This window comes from Mediterraneibacter flintii (genome assembly GCF_055387595.1).
This window is the reverse complement of sequence record NZ_AP031405.1, coordinates 154202-175623: the sequence shown is the minus strand read 5'-3', so window position 1 is coordinate 175623 and position 21422 is coordinate 154202. Positions and strand designations below refer to the sequence as shown.

15 protein-coding genes are annotated in these 21422 nt (G+C 41.7%); all 15 read right to left on the bottom strand.

What is annotated here, in order from left to right; all coding sequences use genetic code 11:
• Positions 1 to 32: 32 nt before the first annotated feature.
• Positions 33 to 7892, bottom strand: coding sequence for a Spy0128 family protein (locus tag ACZ5C4_RS00825; RefSeq protein ID WP_464519378.1), 7860 nt, complete (start codon positions 7890 to 7892; stop codon positions 33 to 35).
• A 491-nt stretch (positions 7893 to 8383) separates the two neighbouring features.
• Positions 8384 to 9247, bottom strand: a complete 864-nt coding sequence (locus ACZ5C4_RS00820) for a tyrosine-type recombinase/integrase (protein ID WP_464519377.1) — start codon at positions 9245 to 9247, stop codon at positions 8384 to 8386.
• Between the two features lie 168 nt (positions 9248 to 9415).
• Positions 9416 to 10354 carry a transketolase family protein gene (locus ACZ5C4_RS00815; protein WP_464519376.1) on the bottom strand — a complete coding sequence of 313 codons (939 nt, stop codon included), beginning with the start codon at positions 10352 to 10354 and terminating at the stop codon, positions 9416 to 9418.
• A complete protein-coding gene (locus ACZ5C4_RS00810; RefSeq protein ID WP_464519375.1) occupies positions 10342 to 11178 on the bottom strand; it encodes a transketolase in 837 nt (278 codons plus the stop codon). Before ACZ5C4_RS00810 ends, ACZ5C4_RS00815 begins: the two co-directional genes overlap by 13 nt.
• An 18-nt stretch (positions 11179 to 11196) precedes the next feature.
• Positions 11197 to 11850: a fructose-6-phosphate aldolase gene (fsa, locus tag ACZ5C4_RS00805; protein WP_464519374.1), complete on the bottom strand. Its 654-nt coding sequence runs from the start codon at positions 11848 to 11850 to the stop codon at positions 11197 to 11199.
• A gap of 240 nt (positions 11851 to 12090) precedes the next feature.
• The gene (locus tag ACZ5C4_RS00800; RefSeq protein WP_464519373.1) at positions 12091 to 13203 is read right to left on the bottom strand and encodes a LacI family DNA-binding transcriptional regulator; all 1113 of its coding nucleotides are present in this window, start codon (positions 13201 to 13203) and stop codon (positions 12091 to 12093) included.
• 51 nt (positions 13204 to 13254) lie between these two features.
• On the bottom strand, positions 13255 to 13851 hold the full coding sequence (gene recR / locus ACZ5C4_RS00795) for a recombination mediator RecR (protein ID WP_464519372.1): 597 nt from the start codon (positions 13849 to 13851) through the stop codon (positions 13255 to 13257).
• Between the two features lies 1 nt (position 13852).
• On the bottom strand, positions 13853 to 14206 hold the full coding sequence (locus ACZ5C4_RS00790) for a YbaB/EbfC family nucleoid-associated protein (RefSeq protein WP_186875920.1): 354 nt from the start codon (positions 14204 to 14206) through the stop codon (positions 13853 to 13855).
• Between the two features lie 2 nt (positions 14207 to 14208).
• Complete coding sequence (gene dnaX, locus ACZ5C4_RS00785; RefSeq protein WP_464519371.1) at positions 14209 to 15789, bottom strand: DNA polymerase III subunit gamma/tau; 1581 nt, start codon at positions 15787 to 15789, stop codon at positions 14209 to 14211.
• A 19-nt stretch (positions 15790 to 15808) separates the two neighbouring features.
• On the bottom strand, positions 15809 to 16885 hold the full coding sequence (locus ACZ5C4_RS00780; protein WP_464519370.1) for a 6-phosphofructokinase: 1077 nt from the start codon (positions 16883 to 16885) through the stop codon (positions 15809 to 15811).
• Positions 16886 to 17039: 154 nt separating this feature from the next.
• A complete protein-coding gene (locus tag ACZ5C4_RS00775; RefSeq protein WP_464519369.1) occupies positions 17040 to 17351 on the bottom strand; it encodes a PTS sugar transporter subunit IIB in 312 nt (103 codons plus the stop codon).
• Positions 17348 to 18532 carry an MFS transporter gene (locus ACZ5C4_RS00770; RefSeq protein ID WP_464519368.1) on the bottom strand — a complete coding sequence of 395 codons (1185 nt, stop codon included), beginning with the start codon at positions 18530 to 18532 and terminating at the stop codon, positions 17348 to 17350. The genes ACZ5C4_RS00775 and ACZ5C4_RS00770 overlap by 4 nt, the downstream gene beginning before the upstream one ends.
• Positions 18533 to 18543: 11 nt before the next feature.
• The gene (locus ACZ5C4_RS00765) at positions 18544 to 19422 is read right to left on the bottom strand and encodes a class II fructose-bisphosphate aldolase (protein ID WP_464519367.1); all 879 of its coding nucleotides are present in this window, start codon (positions 19420 to 19422) and stop codon (positions 18544 to 18546) included.
• A gap of 20 nt (positions 19423 to 19442) precedes the next feature.
• Positions 19443 to 20333 (bottom strand): NAD(P)-dependent oxidoreductase, encoded by an 891-nt coding sequence (locus ACZ5C4_RS00760; protein WP_464519366.1) that lies wholly within the window; start codon positions 20331 to 20333, stop codon positions 19443 to 19445.
• A 16-nt stretch (positions 20334 to 20349) separates the two neighbouring features.
• The gene (locus ACZ5C4_RS00755; RefSeq protein ID WP_464519365.1) at positions 20350 to 21402 is read right to left on the bottom strand and encodes a 2-hydroxyacid dehydrogenase; all 1053 of its coding nucleotides are present in this window, start codon (positions 21400 to 21402) and stop codon (positions 20350 to 20352) included.
• Positions 21403 to 21422 lie beyond the last annotated feature (20 nt).

Genomic DNA, 21422 nt, shown 5'->3' with positions numbered 1-21422 from the left:
AAAATTCGGTATTAACCGACTTCCCCTTTTCTTTATCTACGTCTTCTTAATATCAATACAACTGCTGCTGCCAAGATAACTAGCGCTACCACCGCTGTTAATAAAACTGGCCTAACCGCAGAATCATCTCCCGTTCCAGGAGCAGAAGAACCTTTCTCTTTTATAGGTTCTTTATAAACATTCGTAAATACAAGCTCTTTACCTGCTGTATCCACAGAAGCCTTCAAATGTCCCTGCAAATCATCTTCAACCGTTACAGTCACTTCATATGTCGTATCATCATACAGGATCGTCTCGTCTGCACCTGCCATCTCGGATACAGTATATACATAAGTACCGGCTTTATCAAAGGACAATGTCTCGAACCGTATTCTACCAGTTTCGTCATTTATCGCTTCCGCCACAGTCTCCCCGTCTTCATTCTTAAGGCAGAATGTAAATTCGCCTTCCTTGAGGGCACGACCATCTAACCTCTTAGATGCCCCGATCTGTACGCTTGCAGTTCCTTCTGTTTTATATGTATTGCAAAATGCAATCTTATCTACAGGATTTCCCTCGCTGTCCGTAATACTCCACTGAACATCCAAGGTGCCTATCCCTGTATCCGTCACATACGCAAAAGCCTTATAAATACGGCTGTCATAGCTGACTCCCCCAAGTGTTCCTATTTCCTCTCGGAGTTCATAAGTATATGTTCCCTGGCTTTCAAAGGTGATTCCACTAAGGATTACATTGCCATCCTCGGTATTGGTTCCCTGGGAAACGATATTTCCATTTTTATCTACCATTACGAAAGTAAATTCATCTGCGTTCAGCTTACGTCCTGTCAATTCCTTTGTGAGTGTTATACTTCCGTCTGTTGGCGAAGATGGATCTGTCGGTGTAACAAAATAACAGTTTGTGAAAGTAAACTGTATTCCTACAGGATTAGACAGCACACTTAAATGTCCGTTTCCATCGTCTGTCACCGTCACTGTAAACGTCTTTTCTGTTTCAGGATCGTTGGCAACTCCCTGTACTTCTCCTTCCTCTGTCACAGTGTATATAAACTCCTTTGTCCTGCTTCCGTCCGGATTTTCCTCTGCTCCAATCATATCCTCCATCGTATAAGTGATCATTCCGAAAGATATATTGCCTGCCTTATCATTTTGGGCTGTAATCTTCTCCGGCAGCTTCGCTCCATTGTTTCCTGACAAAGTAAAGGTATACGCCCCTGTAATATCAGGCGCATTGTCTCCTGACTGTACTTCATACTCCTTAAATCCATTTATAAGAATCTGCGCTGTCTCATCTTTACCATATGTATTGATAAATGTAAGTCCCTCATCCGGATATGTAACTGCAATAGCAAGACTTCCATTTCCCTTATCTTCCACAGTTACCGTGATTGCAAAATGTTCTGCATTTGCGGTCACTCCTTCCGGCAGGCTGCTCACATCCTCCGATACAGTATATTGGAATATATACATTCTATTTCCGTCTTTTTCTTTATACTCTGCAATACCGTCTTGTACAGCCTGTTCCAATCCTTCTGTCGTAAAGGTAACTGGATCGAACACAATTTTTCCCTGTTCTCCATCTGCCGCTGCCATATTCGTTCCTGTTGTCACTGTATTTTCATTTTTATCTTTTACCAGGAAGGTAAACATACCCTCGTCAAGATTCTGCCCGTTGAGTATTTTGGCTGCTTCCAGAGAAACCTCACCATCTCCTCCTAACGTACCTTTTGCCTCATATAAATTGTCAAATGTAAGTTCAACTGGAGCCTGTGTTTCTTCTGTATTTTTATAAACAAATGTCTGTGCTTCTCCATCTGAAGGAGTCACTGTAGTCGTAACCGTCATCACACCATCCCCATCATCTGAAACAGATATTTCTACCGTATATACAGTGCTGTCATTTGTATAGCCTTCCGCCTGCTCTCCAGTTTCTCTTATCTCATATGTATAAGTCTTTTCACTATCTTCCTGCGTAAATGTAAGACCCGTCAGCGGTATCATTGTGTCTGTACTTATTCCATTTTCCATGCCTGCTGCTGCGTTGGTAAATTCTTTTCCACTCGGATCTATTCCGGCTTTTTCTGCTGACGCTTCATCTGCCGGTGTAATATGGAAAGTAAACTGTCCCTGTGCCATTGCATGGCCGGTGAGGTTCTTCACCACAGAAAGTCCGCCTTTGGCATCATAATCTACTTCTGTAGAATAGCTGTTCCTGAAAGTATCATTTTCTTTTTCTATATGTGCGACAAGGCTGCCATTTAAATCGTCCGTAACTGTAACCGTAATTTTCGCTGTCCTTCCGTCATAGGTGATACCATTCTGTGTCGTACCGCCATTGGTTTCTGTCACATCATAATAGTAAACTCCTGCCTGTGTATAAGTAATTGGCCCAAAACCAAATGTAGCAGAATTTCCACCTGTTGTATCTGGTGTATCAACAGATACCTTTGTTATGTCCGGCATTGGTACATCTTGCGGTGTAATCTCTATTCCTTCGTCATCTTTACCGCCTGTCGGTGTCAAGGTAAATTCAAAGTTTTCTTTATTCCAGTCTTTTCCGGTGAATACCTTTGTAAACTGTAGATCTGTATCATCTACAACTATCTCTCCTGCTATATATGTATTCGTAAATACAGCCGTATTATCTGCTGCAGGTATACTACCTGTTTCACCTGCATCATTTGTTGTCTGTACCATAGAAGAAACCACCGTCATTGTACCGTCCGCGTTGTCTTCGACATGCACAGAAATCGTATATTGTGCTTTTGAATATGTAATTCCTCCGATTCCCCCTGCTTTTTCTGAAATATAGAAGATGTAGTCGCCTGGCTTACTAAATGTAATGTTCCCAAATGCCGCAGTCTTATGTTCACTTGTATTCTCTATTATAATCTCTCTGTCCGGCATCGTGATAAAGCCATCCTGTACAGCCTGTTCTGTCGTTTCATCTCCTGTCAAAAGGAACGTAAAGCTATCCCCTTCCTGCCATTCACGGCCAGAAAGAATTTTTTCAACCTGTAGAGTCGTACTTCCCTCTAAGCTTCCTTCTGCCTTATATGTATTTGTAAATGTCTGACTTCCCTGCGTATTTCTGCTGTATCTCAACTGTCCATCTATATCACGCACAGTAAAGGTTGTTGTTATTTCATGGCTGTCATACTCTACTCCTGGTACTTTACCATCCTGTGGTTTTAATTCTGCCGCTTTTACCACATAGGTTCCTGGTTTTGTAAAGGTTATATCGCCGAATTGCACTGTACCGTCCGCACTATTTGTTATGATTGTCTCCGAAGGAAGTATAATTCCATCCTCTGGATTTGCTGAAACAAGGCTCAATTCAAAGGAAAATTCCCCTTCTTTCAGTCCTTCCGCCCTGTCCCCATCTAAAACCTTCGTAAGTGTAAGAGGTGTAACATTGACAGTAAGAGGCGCATACTGATTATTAAATACTATACTTTGTGCGTCCTCTGTTTTCGTAAAGATACCATCTGACATAATTCCTTTTTCAATAATAGGTTCTTCTGCTGTCAAAGTTCCCTGTAGATCATCTGTAACTTTCACAGTAATCTGATATATAGTCTCATCATACGTCATTCCAGTACGTGGGACTTCTGGAATCTGTTCCCGTATCAGATAGTAGTACTCTCCTGCTTCTGTATACGTAATATTTTTCAGAAGGCGGATATCGCCTGTATAAGTTCCATCTCCATCCTCGTCCGTGCCTGCTTCATTAGAATTTGTTCCCAGGCTTTCCCCCATAGGCGCGTCATTTACTGCTTCTACAGTAAAGAAAAATTCACTTTCTTCCAGGCTCTGCCCTGACAGATTCTTTGTTCCGTTTAAGTTCACTGCTGTATCTGTGTTAAAAACCGCCTTATATGTATTTTCCCATATAAGTGATTCTCCTGTGGAATATGAAGTATCCACATGCATTGTGCCGTCCCCGTTATCTGTTACAGTTACGGTTACCAGCTTCGCCTCTGTATCATACGTCATTCCACCCAGGCTTCCTTTTGTCTCGGTGATCTGGTATCTATATGTCCCTTCTTCGGTAAATTCTATTGTACCAAACTCAACTGCTACACTGTTACCGGAAGTCGGTGTCACAGTCACCTCAGAGGATTCTGGCATAGGCGCCTTCTCCACTTCTTGCGGCTTTTCTGTGTTCTCTACTGTGAATGTAAATGTATCCCTACTCTGGAAGCTGCGCCCGTCTATCGTCTTTGTTCCTGTCAAATCCAGTGTTCCTATGGCTTTATATGTATTTGTAAATACAAATTCTTCCCCACTTGTTGTCACTCGAACTGTTTCTGTCTCCTCTACAAGTTCACTGGATACTGCTGCTGTAATCTCCTTTACAGAATGGTCATACGTAACGCCTTCATATACCCATTGTCCTGTTTCATTCTTAACGGCTCCTTCGAGTGGCGTACCGTCATACAGCCCATTCTCTGTCGGCTGCTTCTCTGTCACATAATACAGATATTGTTTCCCGATTGACTCCTGTGTGAAGGTAATCCCGTCAAATACAATATCTCCGGCAGCGATATTACTAATTTCTGTATTTACCGGCATAGGCTGAGTGCTGTCCTCCTGGTATGCGTCCTCACTTCCTATTGCCCTGGAACCACCTGCGCTAAGTATAAACGTATATGCACTATCCACAAGTTCTTTTCCATTCAGTTCCTTTGTTCCTCTCAAAGAAGCTGTCACCGCTTCGGCATTATATGTATTTGTAAAATCCAGCTCTCCTGCCGATACTGGCTGCCATGTGTCGCTTCCCGCAATCTGCTTTTCCAAAGTATGTGTCTCTGACAGTGTGCCGTTGCCTTCATCCTTCACCGTCACGATCAAGCGGTACAATGTTGCATCATAAGTAACTCCTGGCAGACCCTGTCCCCCTTCCGCTACATTCGGATTTACTTCCTGGATAATATAACGGTATTCTCCTGGTTTTGTGAATGTAATATCGCTCTTTTCACCAAAGGTAAAATCTGCTGTGTCACCATTGTCCGGCTCGATTGTCACTTCTGTTTCTTCTGGAAGAGGCGCATTCGGTGTCACCTGACTTGCGCGCAGCTTAAATGTAAAGCTGTCTGTTTCCTTAAACTCTCTTCCGGAAAGTATCTTTGTCCCAGCAAGACCTAATGTAACATCTGCATCTATAGTAAGTGGCTCTGTGCTGTAACGGTTATGAAAAACAACATGCGCATCTGCTGTTGTCATAGTCCCTTCTGCCGGATTGGAATCTCCGATAACTGCTTCCTGCTCTCCCACTGTTGTTTCTGTCTGTACAAATGCAAAGCCCTGTGGGATATTCTTTTCTTCTACTTTATATTCTGTACCATTGCCAATATGTGGTATTTCTAGGGACTGCCCATCTTTTAGTTCAAATTCGGCCACACCGTCACCGCCAAATTTTAGTTCTACTGTAGAATCAGAACTTCCCTCTGTATGCAGAACTGCCTGTATCGTTGTTTCTGCTTTTGAAGGAATAGTTACCTGGAATGAAAAAGCCTTATCAGGTGCAGTTAGCCCCTCCTCTGCAGTTACTTCTTTTTCTATTGTCAAAGAACTTGGAGCTTCCGCCTTAAGAACTCCGTTATTTCCTAAATATACCGTAAAGTGCCCTGTATCAAGATCTCCTGTAAATGTCGGATAATAATAAGCGGCAGCAGTATCCGTTGTATTTCCCTCTTTATGTTGCGTAAAATCTTGAAGATTTCCAAGTCTTGGAGAACCTTCCTTCAAATTGAGCTGTCCCTGTATAACTTCCGTATAACCTTCCATTAGGTCTGCACTCCGGCTCACCACTGCTGTACGCTTCGCGTTTCCGTCATAATAGTAAATCTGGAAATAATAGGTCGCCCCTTTATCATACTGTACCGCTGGTTCCCTGCACCCTTCATCTGTATATAAAGGTATATTTTCCTGCACAAAATAAAACGGATTTGTTTTTGCCGGAGTAAATTCTACTTTTGCATCTCCTACAGATGTGTCTCCTTGTGTATTGCCCGTATATACATTACTGTAAAAGTTTACTTTGCCGTCCGTACCTGTATGTTCCGCAATATATTCTTCACTGACACCTTCGAGGGTTTCCAGATCCACTCCTTCCTGTGCATGAATCGTATATAAGATACGAATAGGATATGCCTGGTTATTTGTATTACTTTTTACATTACCATCCGCATCTAATGCAATTGTATTTACTCGCAGCGGAATCACTGAAGCAGGAATTTTTACTGTGAGTATCTGGTGTGTATCATCTGTCTGCTCCACTGTAATCTGAATCTCGCTTAGATTATGCTTGCCATATACCTCGCTGTTAATTTCGCCTTCAAAGGTATATGTCACTTTCTGCCCTGCAGCAGAGGTTTCTTTTTTTGTAAATTCTGTTCCGCCAAAAATAATCTCTTTTACATCGGATACTTCCATATATTCTCCGATTGGATCCGTATAGGTAATATAACCATCTGTTGTCGGATCACTGCCTGTCACTTCTGTCGGTACCTGCGGCGTGCTGATAGATATTTCACTGATTATATCCTCAAATACCCCCACTACATCCCCTGCGGCAGCCGCATCATAATATCCATCATTATAAGTAAGAGAGGTTATATCGCCAGATTCAGGGTGTCTCATGGTATATGTTCCACTGCTTCCCCAGCCTCCCGAATCAACCTCTATTTCAACATTATTTCCTTGTGTATACTGTTCAAATGCCGTTTTGACTTGTTCAGCGATCTCATTATTCCAATTACCCTGTCCGGATGGATCTAATGTCAGATTGGCAAGATCCCTCTCGCCTGTATAATACGATTGTCCCCAGCTCCATTCTTCGTTGTCCAGAGAGGTAATTCCCATTCCCACCGTATAGACCCGCGCCGCATAGGGAGATTCTGCATTACCCTGTGCATAGTTATCTGTGATCTGCTGTTTCATATAGGAAGCTGTTGCCATAGCAAGCATGCCATTCCCATAATATGTACTGCTTCCGGGTCCTTGTCTGTTATCATTACTTGGACTCCACCAGCTTCTACTGGAAGAAGAATAAGTCGGAGAACCATCAGAAAGTACGATCACTGCCGGAACACGGTTGACTGTGGTCCCGTCCACCTGAACCGTAGTATCCTGGTTTTCTGCCAGAATATTCATCCCTGTATATACACCCATCTGAATGTTTGTCCCACGACTACTTCCCATGTCCAGGCATTCATCTGTATCCACACCCCATCTGTCAGAGGAAGGATTATTATATGCTACATCCTGTTCCACTGTATTATAAAAATAACGCCCCGAGCCTGTATAGTTGATAAATGTACCATTCTCCGAGGATGTATAATGTCCAAGTGGAAGCAGTGAAGCACTGTCTGTGTCATATAATATGACTGCTGCCCGATTGTTTTCATTCATTTCCATTAGACTGGCAAGTGACTGATTTACTGCTGTGACCGTATCATCCAAGTATCCGCTGTTTACCATCGAGCTGGAATCATCTATAACAAAAACAACATCCAAAGGTGCCACTGCCGATCCGCTTATTTCCATTGAAGTAGACAGTGCCGAATAGGATACCAGAAAATCTGCATCTCCCTTCTCCACTGTTACACTTCCCACGTCCCCAGTAAATACTGCATCTTCCGTATAAACAGTCTTGTCTGTCCATACGCGTCCTGCATATCTAGTAGACGCATTCTCGCCCAGCGACTGCATATAGTCTTTTGTCGTATTATTGTCCGCAGCCGTTTCCGCTGCAAGAACCTGTACAGATTCCTGGGGAAGAAGTACAAATGCCATTGCTATCACGGTTACGGCTGATACGATACCTGCACCAATCCTTCGTAGCTTCCTTCCTCCCCTTAATTTTCTTCCTTTTTTTGTCCTGCTCATTGCTGAAATCCCTTCCCCTTATAAAAATTTGGTTTATAGATGCTATACTTTCAGTTCCATTTATCTGCAAAGGTAATTTACATGGCAAAACAACATAATATTAATTATGTTGTTTTGCAATTGAAGAAATATGGGGAATGACAAATGGCAAAGTGACATAATATTAATTATGTTGTTGTTTCTTTCTGTATTGGACTATAAATCCTTTGTCTGGAAAGAATATCTGCTAGAAAATCATCTACCTTTTTATAAGCTTTTACTTTTTCTATTAGGGATTTTTACAAAAGAGAGCATAGATTTCAGGCATACTGATTTTTATGTGTTTTTTGTATGCCTAAATATAGATATTAGCTTCAGAAAACCTAACGATTATTACCTTGAAATATGTTTTGGAAGTATTGACTTTTAAAAATATGTAGTATAAAATCAAGGGAAATAAGTATTTTCTAAGTTCCACATAATTATAGTAATTTTTAACAACATAATTAATATTATGTTGTTTTTATTTCTAAAATTTTCAATTGTTCTATATTCCGTTTCCACTCTGCAAGTCCTTCTGACGCGTATATACGTGTCACCTCCAGATTGCTATGTCCCAGAATATCAGCAAGATTGAGTAAATTTTTGGTCCGTTTATAAAAAACGCGTGCAAAAAGATGTCTTAAATTGTGTGGAAATACTTTTTCCGGCGCAATTCCAACCCCTATAGCTAACTTTTTCATTTCTCTCCATATATTGGAGCGATTTTTTTCTCTACCGGATTTCGTACAAAAAATAGGTCCGCTGCTGATTTTTTGCCTTTTAATAAAGTTCAAAAGTTTCTTTTGTAGGACTCGCGGAAGAATAACAAGTCTGTATTTTCCTTTGTTCCATACTTTAATTAACCCATTTCTAATGTTTTCAACACGAAAAAACTTCAATTCACTGATACGGATTCCTGTTGCGCCAATCGTTTCCATAATCATAGCCAGTTGCTCCTTCCCCTGTTCTCTGGCATATTGAATCAATTTGTGAAACTCTTCTTTTTGCAGCTCCTTTCCCATACTCTGCATATCCTGCCTCTGCATTTTTACTCTTTTTAAACGTAGCTTTCCCATATCTAAGAACTGTAAAAACTGATTAAGCGCAACAAGCATAGAATTGACGCTACTTACAGAATACTGTTCCATCAGCCACGTCTTATAACTAAGAAGTACCTCTTTACTAATTATTTTTTCTCTCCAAGAATACTCTATAAATTTCCTTACATCTCTAAGATATTTTTCTATTGTGGAAGGAGCATTCTCCCGTTCCTGTAGATACTTTTTAAAATCCGTTAACATTACCTTCTCAATCTGTATTCTGTCATTTTGCATACCCTTTGTTTCCTCCTTTAACAATTTAACTTCTATCATATCCGAAATCGCACTATTTCAGTCATTTTTGTCTAAAGGAGCGCATAAAAAGAAGAGAGTATAACAGCATTTTTATACTGTATACCCTCTTTTCTTAAATTTATAGTGCAGGAAGCTTTCCTCCTGCTTCTATATAAATGCCTTAATCTTCTGATAAATACTCTCTGTATCCAGTCCGTATTTTTTCAGAAGCTCCAATGCCGGACCAGATTCACCGAATGTATCATTGATTCCGATTTTCAACACCTTGGTCGGAGCCTTTTCTGAAAGGACGTCACACACTGCACTTCCCAGTCCTCCGATTACAGAATGTTCCTCAACTGTAACGACTTTACCTGTCTCTTTTGCCGCCGCAGCCACAAGCTCTTCATCCAGTGGTTTGATCGTATGGATATTGATGACCTTTGCCTCTATTCCTTCTGCCGCCAGCTTTTCTGCTGCTTCCAGACAATTTGCCACCGGAAGTCCGGTCGCGATAATGGTTACATCTTTTCCTTCTCTTAATACTACACCTTTTCCAATTTCAAACTTATAATCTGGTTTGTCATTGATAACCGGAACCGCGAGACGTCCAAACCTTAAGTAAACTGGTCCCTGATGTTCATACGCCGCACGCACCGCAGCTTTTGCTTCTACATCATCCGAAGGATTGAGCACAACCATTCCCGGAATCGTACGCATCAAAGCAATATCTTCATTACACTGATGTGTAGCCCCGTCTTCTCCTACGGAAATGCCCGCATGTGTAGCGCCAATCTTTACGTTTAAGTGCGGATATCCAATAGAATTTCTCACCTGTTCAAAAGCACGTCCTGCCGCGAACATTGCAAAAGAGCTTGCGAATGGAACCATTCCGGCTGCCGCCAGACCTGCCGCAACTCCCATCATATTTCCTTCTGCAATTCCGCAGTCAATAAATCTATCTGGATGTGCCTTCTTAAATACTCCTGTCTTTGTCGCTGCCGCCAAATCCGCATCCAGCACGACAATATCCTTATGCTCATTTCCAAGTTCAGCCAAAGCATTGCCATAGCTGTCTCTTGTCGCGATTTTCTTTACTTCTGGCATAATGCTTCACCTACTTTCTCCAAGTCTTTCATTGCAATTTCATACTCTTCATCGTTCGGAGCCTTGCCATGCCATCCTACCTGATTTTCCATGAAAGAGACTCCCTTTCCTTTCAGAGTCTTGGCAATGATCGCAGTCGGGCATCCCTTTACTGTTCTTGCCTCTTTAAACGCTGCTTCTATCTGATCAAAATCATTCCCGTCTATATTGATTACATGAAAATTAAAAGCTTCGAATTTCTTATCAATCGGGTATGGAGAATTGACTTCTGTGATTGCCCCATCAATTTGCAGATTATTATTGTCCACAATCACAACCAGATTATCCAGTTTCTTATGTCCTGCCAGCATAGCTGCCTCCCAGACCTGTCCTTCCTGAATTTCTCCATCTCCCAGCAGTGTATATACACGATAGTCCTTCCCCTGCAGTTTTCCTGCAATCGCCATTCCAACTGCTGCTGAAATTCCTTGTCCTAGTGAGCCGGACGTCATATCTACTCCCGGAATGTGCTTCATATCTGGGTGTCCCTGAAGATAAGATCCTGTATGACGCAGTGTCTTTAAATCTTCTATCGGGAAATATCCTTTCTGCGCTAAAACAGAGTAAAGGCCGGGCGCCGTATGTCCTTTAGAAAGTACGAATCTGTCTCTATCCGGATTCTTCGGATCTTTTGCATCTACATTCATTTCTTCAAAATAAAGGTAGGTAAAAATATCTGCTGCTGAAAGAGAACCGCCTGGATGTCCGGCTTTTGCACTATGTACTGCCGTTACAATCCCTTTGCGGACCTCGTTTGCAGTTTTCATTAATTCCAGTTTATTCATGGTTTCCTCCTGCTGCTTTTATTCGCCAAATACTGCCTTATAATCCGCCTGAAATTTTTCAATTCCTGCATCTGTCAAAGGATGATGTGTCATCTGCTCAATGACCTTATATGGTACTGTCGCAATATCCGCCCCCGCAAGAGCACAGTCTGTAATATGGATCGGATTACGCACACTCGCCGCGATAATCTCCGTCTCAATTCCTGCTACTTCAAAAATCTGTGCAATCTCTGCAATTAAATCCGTTCCCCTTACAGAAATATCATCCAAGCGTCCCAGGAACGGAGACACATATGTAGCGCCTGCACGTGCCGCAAGCAATGCCTGATTTGCAGTAAAAATCAGCGTCACATTTGTCTTAACGCCCTCTGCTGAAAGCACTTTACATGCTTTTAATCCTTCCGAAGTCATTGGAATTTTTACAACCATGTTAGGATGGATTTTTGCAATCTCTCTTCCTTCTTTAATCATCCCTTCTGCATCCGTTGTTGTTGCCTTTACTTCTCCGCTGATCGGCCCGTCTACGATAGAAGCAATCTCTGCAATCACTTCTTCAAATACACGGCCTTCTTTTGCAATTAGAGATGGATTTGTTGTCACTCCACAGATAACTCCCATATCATTCGCTTTCTTAATGTCCTCTACATTTGCTGTGTCAATAAAAAATTTCATGCGTTGTTCCTCCTTGAACTTTAAACCAATTGTACCTATTTTCGATTATATCCCAATCTCGGAAAACAGGTCAATAGCGCTTGAAATTATTAATAATTTTATAGTATTTATAATCTATATTTATTAATTCTTTACTTCCGTCATTGCTTCTTGTAAAAGTTCAAATTTTCCTTCGCTTTTGCTTACATCTACCCTTTTTTCAAAAACGGAAAAGGATGGATTTAAATTATTAATAATAATTTACTTTCTTGTATTAATTTTTCTTTTTTTACTGTGCGGATACGACGTTGTTCCTCTTACAACAATTCTAGGTTCATACTCCACATGGTAAATGCTGACTGGCTCTATTTCTGCGTAACGTTTCATTCTCGTATTCATCTTTTTCATAATAATATCACAGGCGTCCATTCCTTTATAAATAACAAAATGCTCGATTGTCGTCAGATAGACCTTGTGCATTTTTGCAAAAAGAGTATTATCACATCCCATTACAGAAATATCTCCTGGCACCTTATATTTTTCATCATAGAGTGCATCCAGAATTCCAAAAGCAATCATATCATTCAATCCTGCGATTGCGGTCAGATTTTTATGTTCTTTTAAAAGCTCTTTTGTAAGGTCGTATCCGATCCGATATTCCGAATCAATTCCCGGAATATCTTTATCAATCTGTTCATCTGCCGCCTTTATGATGACATTTTCTCCCAGGCCCGCATCCTTAAATTCCTTTAAAAATCCCTCTACTCTTTTTGAACGCTGCTTTTGTCTTACTGTCAGAGGCGGAGCAATATATGCCACATTCTTATGTCCTAACTCCAACAGATGTTTTGCCATCAGACGTCCTAATTTTGCATTATCCAGTTCCACAGCGTCCACGTCCAGTTTTTCATTTTGATTGTTAATGATGGCAAAAGGAATTTTCCCAGAGAGTTCTTCTACCAAATGCATAAAACACCTGCTTGGATTACATGCATAAATAACCCCTTGCGGATTCAGACCCGGCATCATCTTTAAGTACCTTTCCTCCAGCTCTAAGTCTCTCTGTGTGTTACACACAAATAATCCAAATCCCTGTTCTGTTGCCCTAGATTCGATTCCTTGCAGTAGCATTACATAATAAGGATTTGTCAGATTTGGACATAGCACCACCAACAACTTTTCGCGGCGAACTTCCCTGCGTGTTTTCCTCTTAGGCAGTTCATACCCCAGCTCTTCTGCCGCATTTTCCACTCTCTGTACCGTTTCTTTTGAAAACGAAACATTGTATTTCTTATTTAATATCATGGAGACCGCTGCTTGCGATACTCCTGCTCTTTTTGCCACATCAGATGACGTTACTTTTCTCTTATTCACCGCCTGTGTTCCTCGCTTTTTGTTTCTCTGACATCTGGTACTATACTGACATCAAAGGCTAATTCTTCCCTCCAGAGCACGCAGAAGGGTAACTTCATCGATATATTCCAGATCTCCTCCAACCGGAACGCCGCTTGCGATTCTGCTTACTTTGATTCCAACAGGCTTAATCAGCTTGCTGATATACATCGCCGTTGTCTCTCCTTCCAAGCTAGAATTCGTGGCGATAATCACCTCATCTACTTCTCCTTGAAGCCGTTCCATCAGTTCTTTTAGTCTTATATCTCCCGGCCCAATTCCCAGCATGGGCGAAATCGCGCCATGTAATACATGATATACACCATTGTATTTGCCCGTCTTTTCATACGCAGCCAGATCGCGCGGCGTCTCCACCACCATAATCGTCTTCTGGTCCCGTTCTTCGTTACTGCATATCGGACATATCTCCCTGTCTGTCAGCGTACAGCACTGCCTGCAGTAGCGTACATTATTGCGTGCTTCTACAATCGTTTTCGCCAGATTCTCCACTTGCTCCTTTGGCATATTAATAATATGAAAAGCAAGCCGCTGTGCCGACTTGCTTCCAATTCCCGGGAGTCTTGAAAACTCCTCGATAAGTCTGCTGATTTGATTACTGTAATACTCCATTTTAGAACATCCCCGGCATACCGCCACCCAAGCCTCCTGTCAGCTTCGACATTGCTGCGCCAGACTCTTCCTCCACCTTACGCAGAGCTTCGTTTGCGGCCGCCACAATCAGATCCTCCAGCATCTCTATATCTTCTGGATCTACTACTTCCTCTGCAAGCTTTACCTTCAGTACCTCTCTCTTTCCCGAAACGGTTACTTCTACAGCTCCTCCGCCTGCTGCCGCAGTAAATTCCTTGGATTCCAGTTCTTTCTGCTGTTCTTCCATCTGACGTTGCATTTTCTGTGCCTGCTTCATAAGATTCGCCATATTTCCAGGCATTCCTCCGCCCGGGAAACCTCCACGTTTTGCCATGATTAATCCTCCACTATAATTTCCATATTTATTTTCTGTTCAATATCCACGAATGTATCTTCAAAGTGCCTTCCTTCTTCTACATGCCGCACTTCTACTTCTACTTTCTTTCCGATACGGTTTTCAATCAGAGCTTCTAATTCCTTTATATGATCCTCTCTGCCGACAAACTCTGCCTCCAGGCTCCCCGGCATCACGATCATAAGACGATTGTCACCTCCCAGGCTTAATCTTGCTTTTTTCAGGTAATTGCGCAAAAGCCCTGACGCCTCGTCCGCTATAGAACGGAAATTTTGAACCACTTCTTTGACATCCTCTGGAATAGCCTTTGGAAGCTCTGCGCTGTTCTGACGTACTTCGTGTGCATCCGCTGCCCTGCTGTCCGCATTTATATATGCTGTCTGCTCTGCCATATTCCCCGCGGGAATCCCTTTTTCTATCTTTTCTTCCATAACGCGGATTCTATCCAACAGGGTGTCTGCTTTTGTCTCCATTGCCGGAACACATAATTTAATCAGCGCTACTTCCAGCAGTACCCTCTTCTGGGTCGCATATTTTAGTTGTCCTGAAAGTTCTGAAAACACACGAATGAAACGGAAAAGCATATCCGTCTCAATCATCTGTGCCTCTTCTTTTAACTGCATCATATTTTCCGTGGATACGTCCAATACATCCTCTATATTATCAGATGTTTTTACCAGAAGCAAGTTTCTCAAATACCATGTGAAGTCTGCTGCCATCTGGGTGAGTTCCCTTCCCTGCATGACAAGCTCCTCCACAGTGTCCAGTACCTTTGCCACATCTCTTGAAAGGATACTGCGCAGCAGCTGGCTGAACACATCTGTGTCTACTGCTCCAAGCACCTCCAGCACATTATCATACGTCAGTGTCTGCCCTAAATAAAATGCAATACACTGATCGAGCAGGCTTAATGCATCTCTCATAGATCCATCCGCCGCTTTTGCAATATAACGGATCGCCCTCTCCTCTACATTTACCTGTTCCTTCTCCATCAAGTCTTGCATGCGCCTGGAAATCGTCTCAATACTGATTCTTTTAAAATCATAATGCTGACATCTGGATAAAATCGTGATCGGTATCTTATGAACTTCTGTTGTGGCAAGAATAAAAATCACATACTCCGGCGGTTCCTCCAATGTCTTTAAAAGTGCGTTAAAGGCGCCTATGGAAAGCATATGCACCTCGTCTATAATGTAGACTTTATACCGTCCTTCTGTAGGGCGGTATGTCACCTCCTCCCGAATTTCACGAATATTATCCACACCATTGTTGGATGCTGCGTCAATTTCAATCACATTCATAGAAGTCCCTGCCGCAATGGAACGGCACATAGCACATTCTCCGCACGGACTTCCATCAATCGGCTGTTCGCAGTTCACTGCTTTGGCAAATATTTTCGCCACCGTCGTTTTCCCTGTTCCTCTCGTCCCACAGAACAAATATGCATGCCCGATACGGTTTGCTTTAATTTGATTCTTCAGTGTTGTAATAATATGATCCTGTCCTTTTACGTCCTCAAACGCAATCGGACGAAATTTCCTGTAAAGTGCCGTATATGACATGAATTACACCTCTTACTTTTTATTTATCTCCAAAACTGATTCCTGTCATCTTGGCTTCCTTGATGATACTACAGTCTGGATCTACATACTTTAATTTACCTGCTATTTCAGCCAGCGGAACCTTCGTCGTCTCGCCTTTTTTCATCGCAACCATATAGCCATATTCTTCATTCAGGATCAATTCCGCAGCCTTTGCCCCTACTCTGGTAGAAAATACGCGGTCATATGGACAGGGAGAACCGCCTCTTTGCGTATGTCCTGGAACAGTAATCCGCACCTCTTTGTCAGTCTTCTTCTGAATCTGCTCTGCAAGTTCATACGCAATAGAAGGATATTTCCTCTTTGCGATTTTCTCTTTGTATTCTTTTTTCTTTAATTTTGCATCCTCTTTAGAAATTGCACCTTCTGCCACCGCAAGAATTGTAAACGGCTTGCCAGCGGCGGAACGTTTCTGAATTACCTTGGCAATCACATCAATATCATATGGTATTTCCGGCAGAAGAATAATATCTGCTCCTCCCGCTATCCCTGCATGCAATGTAACATGTCCAACTTTATGTCCCATAATCTCTATAATAAATACTCTGCTGTGTGAAGTTGCTGTTGTATGAATCCTGTCTATCGTGTCTGTCGCAATATCTACTGCGCTCTGGAATCCAAATGTCATCTCCGTTCCCCAGAGATCATTGTCTATTGTCTTTGGAAGAGAAACGATATTCAGCCCTTCTTCTCTGAGCAGGTTCGCTGTTTTCTGCGTGCCGTTTCCCCCAAGAATTACAAGACAGTTCAAATTTAGTTTGTGATACGTATGTTTCATTGCCTCCACTTTATCCAGTCCGTCCTTGTCCGGTACCCGCATCAATTTAAACGGTTGTCTGGATGTTCCTAAAATCGTCCCGCCTCGAGTCAGAATTCCCGAAAAATCTTTGGAAGTCAGCATGTTAAAATCTGCGTATATCAAACCCTTATATCCATCTTTGAAACCGTATATTTCCACGTCGTCCCTTTTGGAACAAATACCCTTTACGACACCGCGCATCGCCGCATTCAAAGCCTGACAGTCTCCACCGCTTGTCAGCATTCCAATTCTTAACATCCTTCAATTCCTCCTTCACAACATTTTCTACACATGAATAGACAGCCGGAAAGCTTTCCGGCTGTCTATTATTATACTCTATTTCTTAAAAAGTTTGAAAGGGTTTTCTTGAAAATTTGAATTAGACATTCCTCTTTTTTGACATGTATCATATTTATCTGTTCTCTTCATCCTGCGCTGCTTCCAACAATATCTCTGCAATTTTTTCTTTACATACCGCCGCATTGATACCTGTAATTAAAGGGAAAATATTAAGGGTATATTTCTCACCTTCCGGAAATTTATAAGCCATTGTAGTAAACTTCACATCATATTCTTCTCTCTGTGCTTCAAATTCCATGATGCTACAAGTTGTCACATCAACAGATATTCCTTTTTCTGCTGCAAGTTCTTTCACCACTCCGCCGCACATAGTAGAGGTAACGGCTCCGCTTCCACAGGCAATAATTACTTTTAAACTCCTCATTTTCTAACCCTCCTGATTTTATTTTTAGGTAATTTACAAAAAAATATTCCTTCCACCGCCATTAGTATTGCCGTATATATAAGAATCGCATTTTCACTATTTCCTGCTAAAGGTACAATTACATATGCCGGTATCAAAACGGCCCCTCCCAACTGAAAAGTAGTCAACAAAGCACCTGCTGTCTGTTTCTTCTGCATATCAAAATTTAGGATGGATACCGGTATAGACAGCGTTAACGGAAGTAATCCTCCAACACACATGCCAATGCTGAATATGCATAAAATTAACACCAGCTTGTTCATACTAACTGCAACAAACATCGTACACAGACTACTCACTGCTGCAAATAATATCATAAAATTCTTTTTCTCCCAGAACATAGATGCAATCTTTGGCAATGCAACAGCACCCGCAAAGTATCCCACAGATATAAAAGAAGTTATGAGTCCTGCCTGAAAGGTGCTGTATCCTTTTTGTGATAAAATGGACGGCATCTGAGCGCTTATACCGGTATATAGTCCAAACACCAACATAAGTCCAGCTGCTGCTATCCAAATGTATTTATTTCTCATGACCTGTTTAAAAGTCTGCGCAACAGATGCAGCTGTATCATTTGGCTTAAAGTCGTCCATCAAAATAATCCAGGCCGCTAAAATACTACACTGTAAAATAATATCCAACACAGACATCTGCCAAAAAGCAGGAAATAAGGCGGTTGTCGATTCTGCCAACATCTTTCCGCCAGCGCCAGACGCAATCATGCACCCTGTAACAATCCCTGCGCTCTCCTTTTTAAAACCCTGGGTAAAGGTGGATACTCCCATAGTACTGATAACAATATTAGCAAATCCAATGAGCAGTGTACAAAAATAAAATAAAATGAAATCTTCAAAGAGTAGTCTTACTATAAGCCCCGCCAAACCAATCCCCATTCCGGTACACTGACATTTTTTTATGCCTAATTTTTTTACTGCCCATGCACAGGGTATTCCCAGAAACAGCGATGGAAGCAGTGTACTCATATACAGAGATGTGTATTGACCCCTGGTAATATGGAACTTATCCATCAACTGTCCTGCTAAAGGAGATAATTGTGCCGAATACAAATTTATAGCAAAACTACATAAACAAAACAGAAGCAAACATATATATTTTCTTCTATACTGCAATTTTTTCTTCATAATTTTCTAACTTACTTTTTATTCCATTTTTCAGTTCCGAAATATCCGATATGCTCCCGAATAATCTCCTTTTGTGCTTCCACCCCTGCTTTCATAATCGTGTTAAACTCTGCTTTTTTCATAGAACCGTCACCAATGATATCTGCCATTGCCTGTCCGCCTGCCAGGAACATATATGTAGCAAAATTAATCTTAGAAATCCCTCTTTTGGAAACTTCTATATAGTCTTCTTTTGTTAGACCGCTTCCCCCGTGCATCACCAATGGAATTGGAATTGCCTCATTTAATTCTGCAATGCGGTCAAATTTTAATTCTGGTTTTTTCAAATACACCCCATGTGTTGTTCCGATAGATACCGCAAGCATATCTACCCCTGTGTTTTCATAAAATTTTTTTGCTTCTTCCACCGTCGTATATATATCTTCTTTTACTACATCATCGCCACGACCTCCCACATGCCCTATTTCTGCCTCTACAGATACATTGCAGACATGAGCGATATCTACCACTTTTTTTGTAACGGTTATATTCTCATCTAACGGCAATTCTGAACCGTCTATCATAACGGAGGTAGCTCCCCATTGTATTGCGCGGATACAGCCCTCATATGTCTTACAATGATCCAGGTTAATCGCAACAGGCACCGGAGAGGCTTTCGCACGTTCTACCAGATAATGCATAAACATATCTGCTTCAAATTGTGTTTTGCGTCTTGCCGGAGCTAAATCCGGATCTACCCAGTCATTAAACTGAACGATAACCGGGGAATTCGTTTCTTCTGCCGTTGACATAATCGCCTCAACTGTAGGATGGGTCAGCACATTAAACGCCCCTACTGCATAGCCTCCTTTTTTCGCTGCATCTAAAATGTCTTTTGTATTAACAAGCATCTTCTTTCACCCTTTCTTTCCTAATCTTCCTCGTTCACTTTTACCCCGGCTAATGCTTCATAATATTTTACAACAGCAATGCTATGCTCTTGCCCGCATCCCATTGCACGTGTTGCCCCAAACGCCTGCAGGGTAGCCGGTCCTATTGTTACCGGAAGTTTCAGTTCATCCGCAGTCTGCATAGCAATATTAATATCCTTGTAGAATAAATCCGTCGTAAACTTCGGCGTAAAATCACGGTGTTTTAAGAAACCCGGAATTGCCATTTCAGAAGCAAAATTTCGCCCTGTGCTTTTATTGATAATTTGGAACAAATTCTCTACATCCATGCCAAGTTGTTTTGCCATCACCATTACTTCACAGCATGCAACTAATTCAGAGCCCCCCAAATAATTATTAAACATCTTAGCTGCGGATCCGGAACCTACTGTTCCTGCATGCATAATGTGTTTTCCCATCGGTGACACGACTTCTTTTACCTTTTCAAATTCTTCGTCTGCACATCCAATCATAATAGACAACGTCGCCGCCTCAGCGCCTGCAACTCCCCCGGCTATAGGACAGTCGTAGTATTTATATCCTTTTACTTCTCCTTCCTTTCCCAACTCTTTTGAAACCATCGGCCCTACCGTACTAAAATCATAAATTTCCTTTACTACTGAATTTTCAGCTTTTATCAATTCATCTATAACATTTTTTACCACATCCCCGTTGGGCAGACAAAGAAAAATGCGTTCTGCTTTTTGTCCTACTTCTGCATTGGAAGCCACTTCCTCTGCTCCTGCCTTAACCAGTTTTGCCACAGCATCTTTTGCATGTGTACTGCTGACTACCATTTCATAGCCTGCTTTCAGACAATGTCCTGCCATAAAATATCCCATGTTTCCTACACCAATAAATCCATATTTCATACTCTTTTTCTCCTTCCTAAACAACCTGACTTTCTAATTTTTCACCGTTCATGTAACGTATTACTTCTTCCATCATCATCTTTACTGATAACAACATAACGTCGCCCGCATTTCCTGCCATATGTGGTGTAAGAACCACATTATCCAGCTGATGTAAAATGTGATTATCCGGAAGAGGTTCTTCCTTAAACACATCCAAAGAAGCGCCTTTTATTCTCTTTTCCCTTAAAGCCTTAATCAATGCTTCTTCATTTACTAAGCCTGCCCGCGCTGTATTAATAAGATAAGCCGATGGCTTCATCAACGCAATTTTTTCTTCATCGATCAGATTCTCTGTTTCGGGAAGCAGACGTGCGTGGATTGTTATAATATCGGCATTTTTCATTAATTCATCCAGGCTGATCAGATGTACTCCCAGCTTTTTTGCAACCTCTGCATCAGCGAACGGATCATAGGCAATAAATCGAAAATCAAAACCGCTTAACTTTTTTACTACCTTTTTCCCAATTATCCCAAATCCAACGATACCCACTGTCGTTTCGCAGGATAACTTACTGCTTTCCACTGCCTGAAAACCATTTCCGGGCTTCCAGCTTTTATTCACCGCCGTCACACTTCTCATCACATCTAAAATCATCGTACACGCCATTTCCGATACCGGTTCAGAGACTTTTCCCGGGCAATTACTTACTTTAATGCCTCGTTTCTTGCACTCTTCCACATCTACATTTTCCAAACCACTGCGCATAACGGCAATATATTTTAGTTTCCTGGCACGCTCCAGAAGAACTTTATTTACTCCATTATACATAATAACCAGAATTTCGCAGTCTTCCACCGTCTTTAGATATTCCTCTGAATAAATAACCCAGTCCGGTCCTTCTTCTTCAATTCTGCGCGCCACAGAACGGTAATCTCCGCCCTCGCAAAACAAACCGTCGTCATACGTGCATACGACTTCATATCCATATTTCTCGCTCTGTCTGATCAGTCCCGCAATATCGTCGCGCCCATGATAAGGATCCGGCTGCCGTCTCCCATCAAATGCAAATACAATTTTTTTTCCCATGTTTCAATTCCCTTCTCCCT